The 19,067-nt window shown below is 56.9% G+C and carries 9 protein-coding genes and 1 pseudogene; 7 read left to right on the top strand and 3 right to left on the bottom strand.

Annotation, left to right across the window (positions count from 1 at the left end; all coding sequences use genetic code 11):
• Positions 1-6 precede the first annotated feature (6 nt).
• The gene (locus ACLFLU_RS09310; protein ID WP_426411913.1) at positions 7-624 is read right to left on the bottom strand and encodes a hypothetical protein; all 618 of its coding nucleotides are present in this window, start codon (positions 622-624) and stop codon (positions 7-9) included.
• Positions 625-1,795: 1,171 nt separating this feature from the next.
• Between ACLFLU_RS09310 and ACLFLU_RS09305 the strand changes: the two genes are divergently transcribed.
• From ACLFLU_RS09305 to ACLFLU_RS09275, 7 genes and pseudogenes are all read left to right on the top strand, one after another.
• Complete coding sequence (locus ACLFLU_RS09305; protein WP_426411912.1) at positions 1,796-2,089, top strand: hypothetical protein; 294 nt, start codon at positions 1,796-1,798, stop codon at positions 2,087-2,089.
• Positions 2,090-2,140: 51 nt separating this feature from the next.
• Positions 2,141-3,252, top strand: a protein-coding gene (locus tag ACLFLU_RS09300; protein WP_426411911.1) for an IS3 family transposase whose coding sequence is annotated in 2 segments (ribosomal slippage) — positions 2,141-2,396 and positions 2,396-3,252 — 1,113 coding nt in all. Because the reading frame shifts where the segments join, the coding sequence is not laid out codon by codon here.
• A gap of 61 nt (positions 3,253-3,313) precedes the next feature.
• Positions 3,314-4,357, top strand: coding sequence for a radical SAM protein (locus tag ACLFLU_RS09295; protein WP_426411910.1), 1,044 nt, complete (start codon positions 3,314-3,316; stop codon positions 4,355-4,357).
• A gap of 8 nt (positions 4,358-4,365) precedes the next feature.
• The gene (locus ACLFLU_RS09290) at positions 4,366-5,319 is read left to right on the top strand and encodes a class I SAM-dependent methyltransferase (protein WP_426411909.1); all 954 of its coding nucleotides are present in this window, start codon (positions 4,366-4,368) and stop codon (positions 5,317-5,319) included.
• 483 nt (positions 5,320-5,802) lie between these two features.
• Positions 5,803-7,383 (top strand): outer membrane beta-barrel protein, encoded by a 1,581-nt coding sequence (locus ACLFLU_RS09285; RefSeq protein ID WP_426413955.1) that lies wholly within the window; start codon positions 5,803-5,805, stop codon positions 7,381-7,383.
• Between the two features lie 502 nt (positions 7,384-7,885).
• Positions 7,886-9,607, top strand: coding sequence for an outer membrane protein (locus ACLFLU_RS09280; RefSeq protein WP_426411908.1), 1,722 nt, complete (start codon positions 7,886-7,888; stop codon positions 9,605-9,607).
• Positions 9,608-10,212: 605 nt separating this feature from the next.
• Positions 10,213-10,365, top strand: a pseudogene (locus ACLFLU_RS09275) (IS630 family transposase); the annotation flags it as partial.
• Positions 10,366-10,533: 168 nt separating this feature from the next.
• Here ACLFLU_RS09275 and ACLFLU_RS09270 read toward each other — a convergent pair.
• On the bottom strand, positions 10,534-11,961 hold the full coding sequence (locus ACLFLU_RS09270; RefSeq protein WP_426411907.1) for an MATE family efflux transporter: 1,428 nt from the start codon (positions 11,959-11,961) through the stop codon (positions 10,534-10,536).
• Positions 11,954-18,421 carry an amino acid adenylation domain-containing protein gene (locus ACLFLU_RS09265; RefSeq protein ID WP_426411906.1) on the bottom strand — a complete coding sequence of 2,156 codons (6,468 nt, stop codon included), beginning with the start codon at positions 18,419-18,421 and terminating at the stop codon, positions 11,954-11,956. Before ACLFLU_RS09265 ends, ACLFLU_RS09270 begins: the two co-directional genes overlap by 8 nt.
• Positions 18,422-19,067 lie beyond the last annotated feature (646 nt).

The following is a 19,067-nucleotide window of genomic DNA, read 5'->3' as shown; positions in this document are numbered from 1 at the left end:
GCCGACTCATAAGAATGGCCGCGCTGTGGCGATCTGAGCCAGACGTCCGGACGACATCATTCCAAGGGCGACTGCTCTCGCGACGGTTCCGTTCGTCTCCGCGTAGAGCCAGCCTGTGTTGGATGGCTGCAGAATCGCTGTGACAGGTAGATACCGCGCGAGATCATCGACCGGTTGCCACAACGCCGCCACCCTGAGGATATGGATAATGTTGACGAGAGGCGCGACAGAGCGCCAATTCAATGGATCGGTCCCGATCCATGTCCTGACCAATCGCTTGGACGCGAATGTCGCGGACAGAGAACGATGAAATCCGAAACCAATCGTCAGCAGAGCGTTCTTCACCGAAGCCCTCGTTAGTGCATCCACACAATGCAGTGTTCTGAATACCGCTGCGAACGCTTTTGAGAGGTCGCACTGCCCAGCGTCCCTGCAGCGGATGAACCTAGGGCTGCCGCCTGGCTCGTTCGCGCGCATGCGAGTGAAGCGGAAATGCCAAGCGCGCCTCTTCGCTGTCTTCTCCGGGTCGACCTTCAGCGCTTGCTCGATAAGCAGCTTATTGCGGATAGGTTGCTTAGCGCAACCCGTGATGTCTGCGACCTTGCGAGTGGTGACGGTACCCATGCTCCCCTCGGAGTTCCCTGTTGGCGTTGACGGCGCTCGGCCAAGGTTTGGCAATGATCGTGCCAAGACTGCGTCAGGGAGACAAATCCGTGCGTTTGAAAGCAGATAGTGCGCGCGAGCGGCCTCTCCGAACATTGTTGTAATCCCGACCTAGCCGCAGACCGCTGTTACAAACCCGACAACGTCGGACATCAACAAGAGCCTGCGTTTGCTGGTAGTGATGACAGTCACCAGCGCGCGCTCACCAGAACAGCACCGGCTTCGCGATTGCAGAATCGATTCGTTCGGATCGAGGTCGCCAGATAAAGCTCGAATGTGAATGGACAAGACGGACGCCTCAGCTTCTCATCCAGCAAAAGCGGCCGCAGGAGCGTCGGCATCGCGCCGCCCCTAGGGGGGGCGGGACGCGGAATCGACTGCTGTCCTTAAGAGCGATTAACAAAGACTACCGCTTAACCTGAGGCGCTCGGCGCCAATCCTGTCGCCTGGATCATCGGTGTACTGATAGGTATCATCAACGGACGGCCAAATCGCGTCGACCAGCTACCGCCCTGGACCTACCGCACTCAATATCTCAAGGCGGTAGCCTGAGAACGACGGAAATTCTCGGGTAATCGAACATGATCCGCTACGTCGGGTGACCGGAGTGCCTAGGTGCTTAATCCTGCGGTCAAGTGGATCCGATCGCGTCGCGTCCACGACAGTGATGTTCGGCCGACGTGCCGCTGCGCTCGCAGTTAATCTGCCGAACACAATACAGAACGACTTTTTTGGGGGCTGTCTTGCGGAATTGGCACGACTCTTGAGTTTCGCTCATTGCGCGGCGGCAGGAGCAGCCAACCGGCCTCCACTTACTGATCTTCGCATTTGAGAAGGAGCTAACAATGAAGACCGATAAGCCACCCTATGGTGTGACCGAACTAACTCCTGAAAAAGGCGATCCCAACTTCGAATGTGGCCTTTGACCGTTTGTGGGCGCAGTTGACGGATTGGTGTAGCAGCCGCTGTAGCTATATATGCGCACGTTTGGTCTTGCACCTAAGCCGCACGGTTGGATCTGAAGAACATAAGTGGCGCAAACGCCATCATGAATGCGGATTAGCAGCTTCCAGGGCGTTCGAGAAGACGGCGTTCAGGCGTTCATCTGCTTTGGCAATCAACGGGTTAAGTCATGGATCGTCTGGACTTTCTTCGGACAAACATAGCGAACAACGAGCTGCCAACCTATGTCTACGGCTATCCTTCGAAGCGAGCATATCGGGCTTTTTCCCAGCCACTCCGCATAACCGATGTCGTTGAGCAGGCCGATCGCTCAAAGCAAATCAACATCTATATCCATATTCCGTTCTGTCGCTATCGCTGCACCTATTGCACGCTCTTTCTTACAACGCGCCATGGAGGAGAGACCGGGGAGTCTTACGTTGCTCGACTGGTGGAGCACATCGCTCCTGACCTGCTCCCCTGAAACGCCCCCGGTTTTGAGTTAGGGTCCTGTTCTCCACTGAGGAGACAGACGATGCGTAAAAGCAGGTTCACGGAAGAGCAGATCATCAGGGTGTTGAAGGAACACGCTGCCGGGATGTCGGCGAGCGATCTCTGCCGCAAGCACGGCATCAGCGATGCGACGTTTTACAAATGGCGATCGCGCTATGGCGGGATGGAGATCTCCGAGGCCCGCAAGCTGAAAGCGCTGGAAGAAGAGAACCGCAAGCTTAAGAAGCTGCTGGCGGAGACGATGCTGGATGCGTCGACGCTGAAGGAGATGCTCGGAAAAAACTTCTGACGCCCGGCTTACGGAGACGTGCTGTGACCTGGGCGATCGATCAGAAGGGCTACTCGCAGCGGCGGGCCTGCAAGCTGGTTGGCTTGCAGCCCAAGACCTATCGCTATGTGTCGAAACGGCCGGACGATGAACGGTTGCGGACGCGGCTGAAGGAATTGGCTTCGCAACGGCGCCGCTTCGGCTACCGTCGCCTGGGGCTGCTATTGGCTCGGCAAGGGGTCCGGATCAATCGGAAGAAGCTGTATCGGCTCTACAAGGAGGAGCGGCTGACCGTGCGTAAACGTGGTGGCCGCAAACGGGCACTGGGCACGCGAGCGCCGATGACGATCCCGCAGGATCAGAACCTGCGCTGGTCACTCGACTTCGTGATGGACACGCTCTCCAGCGGCCGGCGCTTCCGTATCCTGACTCTGGTCGACGACTTCACGCGCGAATGCCTGACCCTGGTCGCCGATACATCGCTCACCAGCTTGCGTGTCGTGCGCGAACTCGATCGTGTCATCGAGATCCGCGGCTGCCCGCGCATGATCGTCAGCGACAACGGCACCGAGTTCACCTCGAATGCGATCCTGGCCTGGCAAGAGGAGCTCGGGATCGAGTGGCACTATATTGCGCCCGGCAAGCCGATGCAGAATGGCTTTGTCGAAAGCTTCAACGGCCGCTTGCGCGACGAGTGCCTGAACGAGCACCTGTTCGCCAATCTCAACGAGGCTCGCCGGATCATCGAAGAATGGAGGATCGACTACAACACCAACCGACCGCACACGAGCCTCAAGGGGCTCACACCAACCGAGTTCGCAACCCGCCCCAACAGGGGCCAAACCCAGAACGGATTCTACTTATAAACGGGGGCAAATTGGGGAGCAGGTCACTCGATATGGAGAATACTTCGGAGATCGGGAGGTTGTGAGTATCTACTTCGGCGGCGGCACTCCAACTCTTCTGACGCAGCATCAATTCGGCGCGCTTTTCGCCGCCCTCGATGCAGCCTTTCCAAAACGAAGCCCGCGATGTGAGACGACGGTCGAGAGCACGCCAGACTCTTTCGACAACAACCTCCTGGATTGCCTGAAGGCACTTGGCGTCGACCGAATGAGCATGGGTATCCAAAGCATGGAGCCCGGCGAGCTTGCGCACTCTGGCAGGCCATATTCGCTCCAGACGGCAAAATCGGCAATCAACGCCCTTATCGCGCGTTTCTCTCACGTCAATCTTGATCTGATCTACGGCTTGCGTGGCCAAACCCGTGACTCTTTGATCTCTTCGCTTGGCCGGGTGCTCGACTATGAGCCGCAGACACTCTCTCTGTATCCCGTTGTTGTTCGTCCGATGACGAGCATCACTATCTCGAAGGCGCACAATCCTGAACTGTTCCTCTCTGAGGCGGAAACGTATGAGGTCTACGATCAGACCGTTGCACTGATGGCGTCCAAAGGTTACCGCCAGGAATCCTTCACACGCTTCACCAGGATTGCTGGCGATCATGCCTACCGGCAGGAGGTGTCGGATTTTAAGGGAACGCCCCTGCTAGGACTGGGGGCCGGCGCCAGAAGCTATTTTGGCCAATATCATTGCAGCACGGACTACGCCGTCGCCTCGAGTGCGGCTTCGCCCATCATCAACGCCTTCTCGGCTCGGCCCTTCGATCCCGACGCGATAGCCTCGCACGGAATCTGGCTGACGCAGGAAGATCTTCGGTGTCGTTACGTTCTGCTTGGCCTCACGTTGTCAGCTTTGAGCAGAAGTAATTACGCTGCAGAATTCGGACGAGCGCTCGCGGCTGATTTTGGCGAAGAACTCGAGGCGCTTGAATCTTTGCAACTCGTGAATTTGGCAGAGGGTGACGCTTATCAACTGACGCGAACGGGGTTTAAGTACTCTAGCATCATAGCTCGGATGTTTTACTCCGCCAGGATGGCGGCCCTCGAGCAGCAATATCAGGCAGCGTAAGGTCCAGCATGCAAAAGATGGCGAAGGACTCACCCTTTTGGTGGGATTCGGGCTACGCTGACCACGACGTGTCGTGTATGGGTGGTCCGAGTCCCGAAATCTTCGAGATAACCCCGGCTCTGCGCGCCAAGAGTGTGATTGTCGAGCTCGGTTGCGGCGAGGGACGCAACGTCCTCTATTTGGCCCAGCTTGGTCATCATGTCGTCGCAAGCGATATATCTGAAGCCGCTATCTCCAAACTGAGTCGGCTCGCAGGCGCTCTGGGCGTGAATATAACGAGCGCTGTCGCTCCAGTTGAAACATTCCAGTCGCCTGCTTACCTCGACGTCTTTATAGCGCACTGCGTGTTGCATTTTACGGAACGGACCATCTGGAGGCCGCTCGTGACGGAATTGATGGATCGGACACGGCCTGGAGGGTTCCACTGCTTCACCAACACGCTTGATCAAGCAGATCATCCTATCCCTGAGGAGAGTTTGGCATGCGGTCACAAGAAATCGTTCTCGCGTGGAGAGCTTGCGGCGATCTATGCGCAAGGCGGCTGGGAGGTCTTACGGTCCGATCACTACATTAAATGGGACTCGCACCCAGGCATTCCAATTCATTCTCACTGCATCGAGAAAGTTGTGGCTCGTAAGCCAATTGGATCTGAAAATCTCTCGCGAATGAGAGCTGAGCCCATTAAGGCGGCCGGAGTAATCCCGGCCAAACAGTTTGATAACTTGAAACTCGGCACACAACGCGCTGCTGCAATTGAAATGTTTGGTTGGCCGTCAGGCGGGCAGATGATGACAATCGCTCAGAAGACAGTTGGAGGCAATAATCAAGAAGCCATATCCGACGGATACGTGCGTGAGGATATGATTTATGGCAATTACGGCTTGCAGTTCGTTAACGGCACGCTCGCCGGCAAGTATCGATACTTTACGCCCCCGAAGCGCTTAATCATTCGAGATGCGTGATCCTCGAACGTAAGTTCTCACTAGTCGCCTTGGCCGCTGAGGGTTCGCATTGCCCTTCCAGCTCAAAGAACAATAATTGCAAGCTTGCAAGGCCGCTGGAGCAAGAGATGAACTATATCGCAAGAGAGCGGTGACGTATTCAATCCTGACTCGCCGAGCATGCGGCGCGCGCTTTGTGTCCGTCATCAGACTCATCGCGTTTCAAATTCGCCATCCTTGTGAGGAGAAGACGACATCGCCAACGAAAAACCGCAGGCAGTACGCGTCGTGTGCACTGGCCTAGATCCTGCAGACCTTGGACGGCGTGGAGGCGGCGCCAACAACATCGGCCATTCGGGCTTGGTTGCAAGATGGCGCGCGCGTTGTGTTTCGTGAGGTGAGATGCGACCTGGAGTTCTTTCTTGGGGTGCAGCAACAATTGCGCTCGTTGCAAGCGGTGCGGTCAATTCGGCAGATCTTAAGCCGGCAGTAAAAGTCCCACCGGTGCGGTGGAGCTGGACCGGTGGATATTTCGGCGCACACGTTGGCGGGGGCTACGGCCAGACATCATTCAGTGATCCGTATGGTCCGTCACTCTACGGAGACGTCGTTGATACCCCAGTGTTCCTGCTGGGAGGCCAGATCGGCTACAATTGGCAGAAGGACCGCTGGGTCTTTGGCGTTGAGGTGGATGCCAGTGGCGCCGCGTCAGACGGTGCAAATACCTGTCTTGCCGCCTCTGGATCAATTGTAAGCGCAAACTGCAATGCGAGCCCAAACCTTTTTGTCACCGGCACCGGTCGCCTGGGTTATGCGTTTGGCTCGCAGGGACATACGCTGGCTTATCTCAAGGGAGGTGTGGCCTGGCAACACAATCAGGGCGATGTCGTCAACAACCGCGAATTTAGCTGGGCGCCACAGAATGCCACTCATTTCGAGTATGGTCGGGTCGGTGGCACAATCGGCGTCGGCGCCGAGCAGGCGATCGCGCCTGCATGGTCCGTTGGACTTGAGTACGATTATCTGTGGTTTGGTGGACCAAGTGTGGCAACCCCTCCGACCGCACGGCTTCCGTTGGCAACGGTCCCAGCCAACATTACCCACCCGTCCAGCAGCTATCATATCGGCAAAATTGCTCTTAACTATCATTTCGGTGCCGATCCGAGGACGCCGGGATGGTTCGATACGCCGCCATTCGGGGCAAGGCCGACTGTCAGCGCGCCGCCGATTGCCTTCACTCAGGGTTGGTCGCTGGAAAGCGGCACACGGTTATGGCTGAGCCGAGGAAGGTTTCAATGGGGCGCCGGGAGCGAGCTCGTATCAAGGCTCACCTATCACAAGCTGGATGGGATCTCCGGCGAGTTGTTCGAACGCGTGGATAGCCCGTGGGGGATATTCCTGAAGGGCAATATCGGTTTCGGCCGCTTCAACAACGGAACTATGAACGATGAAGATTGGGGCGTTGCCTTCGCCTATTCCAACACGACATCGGCCCAGACGAACGGAAGGTTCATGTACTACACGGCCGATGCGGGCTACGATTTCTTGCGCGGTACCGCCTTCAAAGTTGGCGGGTTTATCGGCTGGACCTACTACGGACAGAAATCTGACACGACAGGATGCGCGCAGATCGCGTCCTCGCCGCCATGCTATCAAGCAGTCGGCGGAAAGATGGTCATCGGCAGTCAGGACACTGATTGGAATGCGCTGCGCGTCGGTCTGAGTGCTGAAACCATGTTGCTCGACCGTTGGCGCGTGAGCGCCGATGTTGCTTACCTGCCCTGGACAGACTTCCAGGGCCGTGACAACCATCTGTTGCGGGATTTGACGTTCTTCAGCGATCAACGCGGGAGCGGTGGCAGTGGTGTGCAGGTCGAAGGGATCCTGTCTTATCTCATCACCGATAATTTCAGCCTCGGCGTCGGCGCCCGTTATTGGGCCATGTGGACTCCAAAACATAGCGAGATACTCCCCAATAAAGCCCAAAAGGAGGGGAGCTCTCCTGTTGCCGAGGGGGCCTTTCCTGCGAACTATCGCATGGAGCGATGGGGTACGTTCCTGCAGGCCTCCTACAGGTTTGACTGAAACTGCTCGCTCGCCGCTCTAAGCTACGGAAGCCGCGACTATACATGACGAAATCGCGGATCCCAGGATTCGATGCAGGTGGAGACCAAGAATAAAGCTGCAAGCTTTCGGGCCTTTCAAGCCCGCAAGCTTGCATTGATTTGCTGAAGGTGACGGCCAGGCCGCCGTTGGGGCGGTGCTGCGTTATTCCAATCGATCTTTGTTGTCAGAGCGCCCGCCGACCTTGAGACGAACCAATTCGCAAGAGAGCGGTGACGTATTCAATTCGGAATCGCCGAGCATGCGGCACGCGTTTTGTGTCCGTCATCAGACGCATCGCGCTTCAAATCCGCCGTCCTTGAGAGGAGAAGACGACATCGCCAACGAAAAACCGCAGGCAGTACGCGTCGTGTGCACTGGCCTAGATCCTGCAGACCTTAGACGGCGTGGAGGCGGCGCCAACAACATCGGCCATTCGGGCTTGGTTGCAAGATGGCGCGCGCGTTGTGTTTCGTGAGGTGAGATGCGACCTGGAGTTCTTTCTTGGGGTGCAGCAACAATTGCGCTCGTTGCAAGCGGTGCGGTCAATTCGGCAGATCTTAAGCCGGCAGTAAAAGTCCCACCGGTCCTGTGGAGCTGGACCGGTGGATATTTTGGCGCGCACGTTGGCGGCGGCTTCGGACGGACATCATTCAGTGATCCGTATGGTCCGTCAATCTATGGGGATATCGTCGATACCCCAGTGTTTCTGCTGGGAGGCCAGATCGGCTACAATTGGCAGAAGGCCAACTGGGTCATTGGCGTTGAAGTGGATGCCAGTGGCGCGGCGTCCGACGGCACGAATACCTGTCTTGCCGTCTCCGGATCTGTTGTGAGCGCAACCTGCAATGCGAGTCCGAACGTCTTTGTCACCGGGACCGGTCGCCTGGGTTATGCGTTTGGTTCGCAGGGCCATACGCTGGCTTATCTCAAGGGAGGTGTGGCCTGGCAACACAATCAGGGCGATGTCGTCAACAACGACGAATTTCGTAGCGAAGACCACCCCGATGGCTTGGCGTCACAGAATGCCACTCATTTCGAGTATGGTCGGGTCGGTGGCACAATCGGCGCCGGCGTCGAGCAAGCGCTCACGCCTGCATGGTCCGTTGGACTTGAGTACGATTATCTGTGGTTTGGTGGACCAAGTGTGGCAACCCCTCCGACCGCACGGCTTCCGTTGGCAACGGTCCCAGCCAACATCACCCACCCGTCCAGCAGCTATCATATCGGCAAAATTGCTCTGAATTATCATTTCGATGCCGATCCAAGGACACCGGGCTGGTTTGATACGCCGCTGCAGGCGGCGACGCCGCCCGTCAGCGCGCTGCCGATTGCCTTTACTCAGGGATGGTCGCTGGAAAGCGGCACACGATTCTGGCTGAGTCGCGGAAGGTTTCAATGGAATCACGGGGGCGAAGTCACAGGGAGCGATCTCGAATCAAGGATCACGTATCACAATCTGGATGGGATCTCCGGTGAGTTGTTCGAACGCTTGGACAGCCCGTGGGGGATCTTTCTGAAGGGCAATATTGGGATCGGGCGCTTCAACAACGGCAATACGAACGATGAAGATTGGGGTGCTGACACCTTCGCCTATTCCAACACGACATCGGGCCAGACGAACGGAAGGTTCACGTACTACACGGCCGATGCGGGCTACGATTTCTTGCGCGAGACCGCCTTCAAGGTTGGCGGGTTTATGGGCTGGACCTATTACGGCCAGAAATCTGACACGACAGGATGCGCGCAGGTCGCCTCCTCGCCGCCGTGCCATCAAGCAGTCGGCGGTAAGGTGGTCGTGGGCAGCCAGGACACTGATTGGAATGCGCTGCGAATCGGCCTCAGCGCTGAGACCGTGTTGCTCGACCGTTGGCACGTCAGCGCCGATGTTGCCTATCTGCCCTGGACAGATTTCCAGGGGCGCGACAACCATCTGAGGCGCCCATTGACGACTTTCGAGAATCAGCGCGGGAGCGGTGGCGGTGGTGTGCAGGTCGAAGGAGTCCTGTCTTATTTCCTCACCAACAATTTCAGCGTCGGCGTCGGCGCCCGGTATTGGGCTATGTGGACTTCAAGACATAGTAAGGAACTCGACACCCGTTCCGAGACGGAGGACAGTTCTCCTGTCACCGCAGCACCTAATCCTGCGAACTATCGCATGGAAAGATGGGGCACATTTCTGCAGGCCTCCTACAAGTTTGATTGAAACTGCTCGCTCGCCGCTCTAAGCTTTCGAAGCCGCGACTATAGATGACGAAATCGCGGATCGTGGGGCTAGAGTCGGGCGAAACCGAGAATCAAGCTGCGCACTTTCGGGCTGTTCAAGCCCGAAAGCTTGCAATCGATTTACTGAAGGTAAAGGCCAGGAGCCGTCCAAACCATCGTTTGATGTCAGAGCGCCCGCCGCACTTCGGACGTCACGAACTCTCTGCAAGGTGGAACGTCTGACGCAGTCCTGTCATTTTCAGGTTCGATCCGTCTGCCGCAGCCAGCCAATTCGTAGCGATTGAGGGCTCATCTCGCGGTGTTGCCTGGAGTATCGGTCCGCTTAAGCGTTACCTTCAACGCCTGGCGCGTATCCATTCGGCGCAGGCCGCAGAGTCACCGGACGAGCGGTCCACGACTTTCTTTGTAGAACCTGATCAGCTCGATGAGGTTTTCGATTGTGAAGTCCGTGAACGCCTTGACGCTGTCTTCGCCGACGCCTCAGACTCAGATCACCCCGTGCTCGGTCTCCATTTCATTCGAGATGTAGCCAAACCTCGTCTTCCGAGCTCGACCCCGGGGTGATGGCCTGATGGACCTTGTTCACGTGTACAGGTTCTGCTGGCCGCTGATGCCGAGCCGGGCGACGAGGAGATCGCCGCGAGTGTTGGCGTGAGCGGTTCAACCGCGTAGCGGACCAAGGGCCGCTTCGAGGAAGGCAATATGGAGCGGGCGATGAGCGAAGAGCCGCGTCCCGGACACAACCCTGGCGAAGCCCAGCCGCACGAGCACCACAAGTGAACAGGCCGAAAACTACCACCATAGCTGCATGGCTCTTGCACACGACGTGCGTCACTTCTTGGAGAGCACCACCTCCACAGTTCTGTAGGCTCAATGCTCCGGACCGCGATCATGTCCGTGGTCAGGTCAACCCGCGATATCGATCCCTCTTGAAGTAGGCCGCCCGAGTGCTCGTCTGAGCTCAGAAAACTGCTGGAACATGACAATCGTTGCAATCATTCCAGCACCCAGCTCAGCGATTGCTTGACTGGCCAACAGTCCGTTGAAACCCGATACGACTGGCAACACCAGTACGGCCGGTATGAAGAAATAGCCGTGCCTCGCCAAGGACACAATCACGCTGAGGCGTGCCCTCCCGAACGACTGAAGCATCGTCGTCACGAAACTCTCAACACCAAAAAGCCAAAAAAAGAGATGGAAAACGATACAGGTCAAGACGGCAATTTTCGTGACGTTCTCGTTGTCGCTGAACAGTTTGACCAACGGTTGGGCAAAACTCACAACGGCCGCAGAATACGCAACCGAAAGCGCGACAGTCATGGACAGCATGAGCTTTGCGGTCTTCCATACGCGGGGAAGATCGTGCGCGCCCCAACCGAAACCCAGGACAGCTTGAGAGCCCATACAAAAGCCGGTGACAGGCAGTGCGCCGATCGTCAGCAATCGCACAGCTATTCCCATGGCGGCGATGCAGTCGTCTCCGAACGGCGCAGCAGCTCCGTACAAGAGCATGGAGGCAATGGCAGACAAAATGCCGGTCATGGTGGCTGGCGCACCTATGAACGCGATCTGTCTGATGCGACTTGTTTGCAATGAGACGTAAGAAATCTTGACGAGGACTATCCCGCCTAGCTTCGAAAAATGCGCGATATAGAGGCTAATGGCAGCGATCTGAGATACCAGCGTTGCGAGGGCTGCGCCTCGCACACCGAGGTTCAGTACGAAGATGAAGGCCGGATCGAGCACCGCGTTCAGTATGAAGGCGGTAAGCATCGTCCACATGCTGAAACGTGTGTTGCCCTCGGCTCTAACGATGAAGCCGTTGACGATGTTTAGAAGCATCAGGGTGTACCCGAACAATAGCGTCGCCGCATAGTCGAGCGCCACGGGCATGATGGTTGGAGTTGCCCCGAGCGTTACGAAGATCCGTCGCAAGTTTAGCAGTAAGAGAACCGTAAACATGATACCAATCGGAGCGGCCAGGGCCAGTGCGGTACTCGCGCCCCTACTTGCCTCCAGGTACTCACCAGCACCAAGATGGCGAGATATGAACGAGGCTGTTCCAACACCGATTCCCTGACCGACTGCCGTCAGCAGGACCACGACAGGCAAGGTCATGCTGACAGCTGCGATCGCCTGCGCACCAAGTGCACCAACAAAGATCGCATTGACGGCCTGCTGTACCGCGTTGATCGATAGGCCAACAATAGACGGAATTGCGAGCCGCAGGATAAGGCTCGCCAGATTGGGATCCGATAGATCGATGTTCTGCGCCTTCTTTGCCATCACATCTCGATCGCACTCGACCGCTACTTCCGCATCCGGCTCATTCATGGATGACGGTGTCGCCGGCTCTTCCGAATTCGCTGATCGTCAGCAACAGCTCCTGTTGCAACACCGTGCAAAGGTTATGGGTCACCTCATAACCGATCTGGGTTGGATCATACCTTGTTTCAATCTGTAGACGGCCGGCTTGATATCCGACGTCGAACCAGAAGAGGTGGCTCGCGGCGGCTTCATCCATGTCTTCGCCGATCCAGATTGGAGACGGGTCCTGGGCTAGGAGGCGGCGCGGAAAATGGTGCTGCAAACCCGCTCGATAATTCAGTCCGATTTTAGGTAAGGGCAGACGATCGATCCGGCTTCGCACGGCTGGATCTCGGTTTACAAATTTCAAAACCCGAAATCCTACTCCCCTGCGCGGCAGGGCATTGCGCTGGCGGTTTATTGAACGAGCACGATCGGGACGAGCCTCCGTTCCGGCGAGACTCAAGGAAAGCGGAACGAGCTCGCTGATATGGCCAATGATCTGCGATGGATCGATATCTTCAAACAGCCGACCTCGGGTCGAGGTAAGGCTATCAATCCAGAGCGAATAGTTGCCGAAAATACGCCCACAGGCCCCGGATATCGCGGCAAGAAATACGTCGATGTCCTTACAATGCGTCGATCTGGCTGCGATATTGAGCAGATCAGCTGTCGCTTCTTTGCCAATCTCCAGATGGTGCTTGGCCTGATCTTCCCAAAGGACTCGGCAATTCGCGTCATCCGCGCGACCTTCAAGGCGTGCATAGTGAAGCTCTCTTGCGGTCACTTGCGAAAAGCTCGCGCTACCCGCCGGCGTGGGGCTGACATGCAAATTGAACTGATCGTAGTCGATCCTCTCCCAGTATTCGAGTTCGGCTGGCGCCTCGCTGTTCGCGTACTGCTCAAGGCGCTTCAACCATGGAGAGAGCATTTGCATGGTCTCGGGGCCGCTTACGGCGTGGCCTGAGCCAAGAGCGTCGTAGGCCGCATCCACTGCTTCAAGGAACAGTCGATAGCCTATCCCGTCCGCTACAAAATGATGCATCAAGACCAGCAGATAGTAATCGCCGCCTTCCGATGTGCGGAACACCGTGACGTTAACAAGAGGCGTCTGGCCGTCAAAACGAAACATATGTTGACGTCTTGCTGAGATGCTCTCGATTGCCTTACGCTGCCGCAGGCTGGTCATTCCGCCAAGATTGATCTCCTCGACGAGACGTTCGGCCACGGAAGCTGCGATCGTCAGACGTAGACCATCGTCGGTTCGGGCGATACGGAGCCTGAGGCCTTCGTGCCTATCCATGACATGAGCAAGGGCGCGCTCCAGCAGCCGGATATCCAGCATCCCGCCGGGCAGGAAGAACAGATCGCCTATGTTGTAGTGCTCATCGAAGCCGACAAGAGGCTTCCAAGATGCGATTGCGGGGGTAACCGGCAACGCCCCGTCCACGGAAGGGGCGGTATGGAGTGCAATCGTCGCTCCATCTGCCGCCAATTCCCTAATTGTCGGCGTTCGATAGAGTTGGTCAACAGTAAGATTCAGCCCGGCTTTGCGCGCCAACGTGACGCAGCGCACGCTTAGAAGAGAATCTCCACCGACATCAAAGAACACCTGATCAATTCCGACCCGCTCGATGCCCAATAGATCTTGCCAGATCCCAGCAAGAATACGCTCCTTCCGCGTGCTGGGCTCGGCAGATGGAGCAGGCCCGACCTCGCGGTAAGGAACGGACGACAAGCCGGCACGATCTATCTTTCCGCTTGTCGTGAGGGGGATAGTGTCAACAAAACGGAAGGCGGCGGGAATCATGTAGGACGGCAATGAGTGCTTAAGATGGGTGACAATCTCTTCCGAGCTTAGACTGTCGCGCGCGGGAATCACGCTGGCGATCAAACGACGATCGCCAACCATGCCATCTGCAGCGACCGCGGCCTTTGTAATTGCGGGATGAGACTCAAGAGCCTTTTCCACCTCCTCCAGCTCAATCCGATACCCCCGTACCTTGATCTGATTGTCCGATCGGCCGCAAATCTCGAGAAGGCCGCTGGTTGAGATGCGGGCAATATCGCCGCTTCGATAAAGGACGCTGTACTGTCCGTCACCATAAGGATTTGGCACGAAGCAACGTGTTGTCCGCTCTTGATCCCTCCAGTACCCAGCGCTTACGCAGCGCCCCGCGATGCAGAGCTCACCGGCGGCTCCGACAGGGACTCTCTTCAACGCGGCATCGAGCACGTAGAGTTTGACGTTATCGATTGGGCGCCCAACGGGGACGAGCGACACGCCGTCGTCGGCATCCGACGTTTTGTAGACTGCGGCGTTGGACGCACATTCCGTAGCACCATAGAAGTTCCACAACGGCACGTCCGGGAAATGCGTACGCCAGCGAACTGGGAGCGAAGATGACATCGGTTCAGCGCTGCTCGTGACGAACCGCAAGGAAGTGGATCTTGGCTGCCGCTCTTGGGAGGCAATGAGGCCGCTCAGGAGTGGCGGCGAGGCAAATAAGTGTGTCGCGCGACGTTCCGCCAACGTGCTCAACAGCAGATCTGGATCCAGCAACTGCCTACGGGTCAGGATCAGCGCAGGCACACCTCTTAGAAGTCCACCGAAGTATTCCCAAGCGGACGCAACAAGTGATGCGGACTTCTGGACAACCATCACGTCGGTGCTCTCGAACGGAGCGGTTCGCCACATCCAGTTCAGTCGATTAAGAATTGCCGGCTCCGGTATGAGAACCCCCTTCGCCTTCCCGGTCGAGGACGACGTGTATATAAGGCTCGCAATTCCCTGATCTGATGGTTTGTCGCCGCACTCAGACTTGTGCGCGAGCGTGCCGCACCCTTCTAGGGTCAACAGACAAATCGACGGCAGGTCAAAACCAAGGTCAGTGGTACTTGCGTGAACCAAAAGCTTTGCCCGACTATCTCGCAGGATAAGGTCCATCCGATCACGCGGATAATCCGGCGATATGGGGACAACGATGGATTGCAAGGCTCGTGCCGCAAGAATAACAGCGGCCACGTCAGGCGACCGGTCGACCAGCATGGCGACCCTGTCGCCAGCCCCCACCTCAGACGCCTCCAGTAAGGACCTGATTGCTGTTACGCGCTCACGCAGATCGCCGAACGTGATCTCACCGAAATCACCCAAATATGCCACTTGGCTGCGATGAGTGGCACTGATTTGCTCGAAGGCTTCGACAAGTGGACATTCAGCCGCGTATGACTGCGCCGAGCCGTCCAGCGAGTCCAGCATAACGACATCCGCCCCGCTGAGACAGCTCAGATCCTTAACGGGCGCAAGTGGATTCTCAACGCAGGCCGCAATCAGACGGCGCAGATTATCAGCCATACGGACGATGAGATCGCTGGAAAGGATGTCTTCGGCATAAGCTAGCTGGAGGGCGATTTCATCGCCCTGATCTTGTGCGTACAAGGTCAGATCGAATTTTACGTAGCCGGTGTCGTATTCGCGGAATGTCAGATCGAACTCATGCTGATCCGGTGGCTCCGCGGCCTCGGAGTACATGTTGAACATGACCTGGAAGATCGGCGATCGTTCCGCTTCGCGATATAGTCGGCTATCCTTTACCATCCAGCCGAACGGATATGCCGAATTTGCGATGGCATCGCTGACCAGGCCCTGGACGCGCAGGGCATGAACCGCAAAGGACTGACCGACATCGATCGCGGAACGGATCGGCAGCATATTCAGGAAAAAGCCGACAATGTCGGCACTGCCGGGTTGATCCCGTACGACGTGCGGTATGCCGACGATTACATCGTCCTGACCGCTGTACATCCGTAGCAGTAGCTTGAGGCACGCAAGGAGCGTTGTCGACGTTGTGCATCTATTTCGGCGCGCAAACTCCCGTACCTGATTGGAGAGCTCGCTGCCTAGCAGCACCGCATGCGAGGCACCGCGGTGAGAATTTTCCCGCGGTCGCGCTTGTCCTGTTCCAAGCGAAAGCACCGGCGGATCATCACCAATCTGACGGCGCCAATAGCTGCGTTGGTTGGCCATCGCCTCTGGGGTCGCGTGCTGCTTTTCCCAAACCGCGTAGGTCGAAAGGGAGGCGCGGTTCTTTGGCAACGACGCCTCAGCATGTAGGTACCTTTGTCGAAGGTCTCTGAGCAGAACAGAGATCGACCACGCATCGATAATAATTTCGTGAGCGGTGATCAGTATCAGATGGTGGTCAGGGCGAAAACGGATCATGCGCGCGCGAAACAGATGACCTTGGCTGAGATCAAAGCTGCCGCTCAGCTCTGTTTGTCGAAACTCTGTGATCAGCTCCTCGGCTTGCTGCGCTGTGAGATGAGATGCGTCAGTCAACTCAAGATTTGCGCATTGCGGATCATCAAAAAGCTGAACCGGACCATCCTCGTCGATAAATCGTGCAGAGAGTGCCTGATGGAAATGAACGACATCGGTCCAGACACGGTTGAATGCGGCCAGATCGATGAAGCCTCTTATTCGCAGGCCGCCTTGAATGATGTAGTTCCTGGCAGACGGATCGAGCTGGGAAAGAAACCATAGGTGTTCCTGAACTCGCGTTAGAGGTGCTCGCGCAAGCTTTCCGTACGCGGGGGCTGTGCACGGTTTGGATTCGACTCGGGACGCGATCGAAGCCGCAAGAGACCGTATCGTTCCATTCAGGACCAGCCTGAAATCCGTTCTCACTCCGAGCTGGGTCTGCAATTGTCCCAATATGAGCATTGCTCGGAGCGAGTCGCCGCCGAGGCTTATGAACTGGTCATTCACGCCAATGTTCTCAATGCGCAGAACGCCTGCCCAAATTTGCCAAAGCTGGGCTTCGAGCTCTGTTCGCGGCCCCTCGAATGGCGTCGGCAATAAAGGACGAACACTGCTCGGGTCCGGCAATGCTCCAAAATCGACTTTTCCGTTTCTGGTCCGCGGAATACCGCCGACGTGGATGATCCTTTCCGGCAGCATGTAGGTAGGAAGCGTTTCGGCAACAAAGTTCTGAAGCTCGGCTTCCGTCACTTCAGCCGGAGCCGACACATATGCGATTAGCCGTCTCGATCCAGTTTCCCGCTCCGCGCTTGTTATGTCGCGCGCCATAAGTTTTACGCCTGCGCAGACGGAGGCGACCGCGACAGCGCCATGTACCGAATGATGAGCGCAGAGGCGGGCCTCTATTTCTCCCAGCTCAATTCTGTGCCCACGGATTTTGACCTGACGGTCCCGTCGACCGAGGCATTCCAAGAGACCATCGGAACGGACGCGCCCGAGATCACCTGTCCGGTATAGGCGCCGGAACCGCGGGTTGTTGGAGAACGGGTTTGGCCCAAAGGCATCCTTGGTGCGAACATCGTCGTTGACGTAACCAGCAGCGACACCAACGCCGCTCACACAGATTTCGCCGACCTCTCCCGTGTCGCACAGACGAGATCCATCGGTGACATAGACCTCAAGGTTCGCAATCGGCTTGCCGATCGGAACATAAGTGTCTGCCACCGCGGGCGGTACTGAAACCAGATTGTGCGTAACGCCGTCGGCGCACTCGGTCGGCCCGTAGTGATTTAGAATGGGGACCTGCGGATATAAGGCAAGCCATGCGCGCGCCAGTCCGGGTGTCAGGGGTTCTCCAACCGTAGAAATAATGCGCAAAGTGTCCAGAGCTCTCTCTGCCGCCGCAAGGGGCTGCAGATATTCAACAAATACTGCAAGCATTGACGGGACGAATTGAGCAACCGTCGCGCCGTGCCCTTGAATTGCTTTAAGAAGAGATACTGGCGATTTCAGTGTCGCATCATCAATGATCGCGATACTGGCTCCGACGCAAAGCCCTGCCAGAAGTTGCCACAGCGAGATGTCAAAGAAATGCGATGCCGTCTGCGCGATGCAATCCGTCGGAGCGAGGGCCAGGGCATCAATTTTTGCCGCCAAATGATTGTTTAAGGCTGCATGCGCAATCATTGCGCCCTTGGGCTGGCCCGTCGAACCAGACGTAAACAGAATGTAGGCGAGTCCATCCGAGCTCGATGATGGCACGAAAGACGAAGGTTGGCCCTCACGCAGCGCCGCCTCTATCGGCATGAATTGGGTAGTGCCTTTGCTGCTCGGCCGGAACAGGCTGAGCGAATGCTGCTGGTCGGGGCCGATAATCAAAGCACAGCGGCTCTGCTCAATTATGAACGATGTACGTGAAGCCGGTAACGATGGATCGAGCGGTAGGTACGTTGATCCGGCCTTCAAAATTGCGACGACCGCCGTCGCCCAGTCGAAGCCGCGCTCACCCCAATATCCGACGACCGCGCCCCGAGCGCCATGCTCTCGTAGCCTCCTTGCGAGGGCATCCGATCGTAGTCGCAGCACCTCGTAAGTGAGTTCGTCTGCGCCGATTCTCAGCGCAATCCTCTCCGGATCCGATCTTGCAAGGCGATCGATCGCCGTGATCGCCTCAATCGGTTGACGTTCCACAAACTGATTTTTTTTGAATAGATCTCGGCCAGGCATACGCGTCCCCCATTCATCGCCTTCTGGGGCCCTTAAATCAGAACACCGACGATCCTGATTGAGGGTATGCAGTGCGTAGCCCCCGGTATCGGCTGGTCATAGTGTGCCGGTTTGTCCGTTTCTTAGCTTGCCGTCCTTTGCGTTCACTACTGTTACCTCGATGATCGTCAGGGGAACGCGGCCGGACCCTAGGTCCCCAAATTGGCGTTGGCACCTACCGGATCTTGTAGTCGACACGCGTGGGTCTGCATGGCACCGGCAACCAACGGGCGCCTGGACTATGGTTTGGTGCTCTCCTCATGAAAGCGGACTTGGCCCTCGCCGGGCTGCGGATTCCTATGGCGCTCAAGCGGTAACATCGTTTGTGCAAGAACCAATACAGACACATGTTACCGTTTCCACGAGACCAACGTCGTTTTCACAGCCGCTGGAGGGCAGTCGTCAAGCGCTCAAAGGCGGACGAAGACAGTCGCCAATCACTGCCAGGGCCGATGGTGCTCAAGCTGCTGATCGCCACATCAAGGTCTTGGCCTCGGCTCAAAGGCGCAAATCAGTTGCCGAAGGTCATCGCAGTTGTCGGATACGACGGCGGTATTGAGGTCATGCACGTGCCGGCAAAACACGCGGCCTGATCACCTCGTCACCT

The sequence above is a fragment of the Bradyrhizobium ganzhouense genome (assembly GCF_049949285.1).
In the GTDB taxonomy this organism is placed as follows: domain Bacteria; phylum Pseudomonadota; class Alphaproteobacteria; order Rhizobiales; family Xanthobacteraceae; genus Bradyrhizobium; species Bradyrhizobium ganzhouense.
Note: the sequence above shows the minus strand (reverse complement) of the source record. Positions and strands in the feature narration are given on the sequence as shown.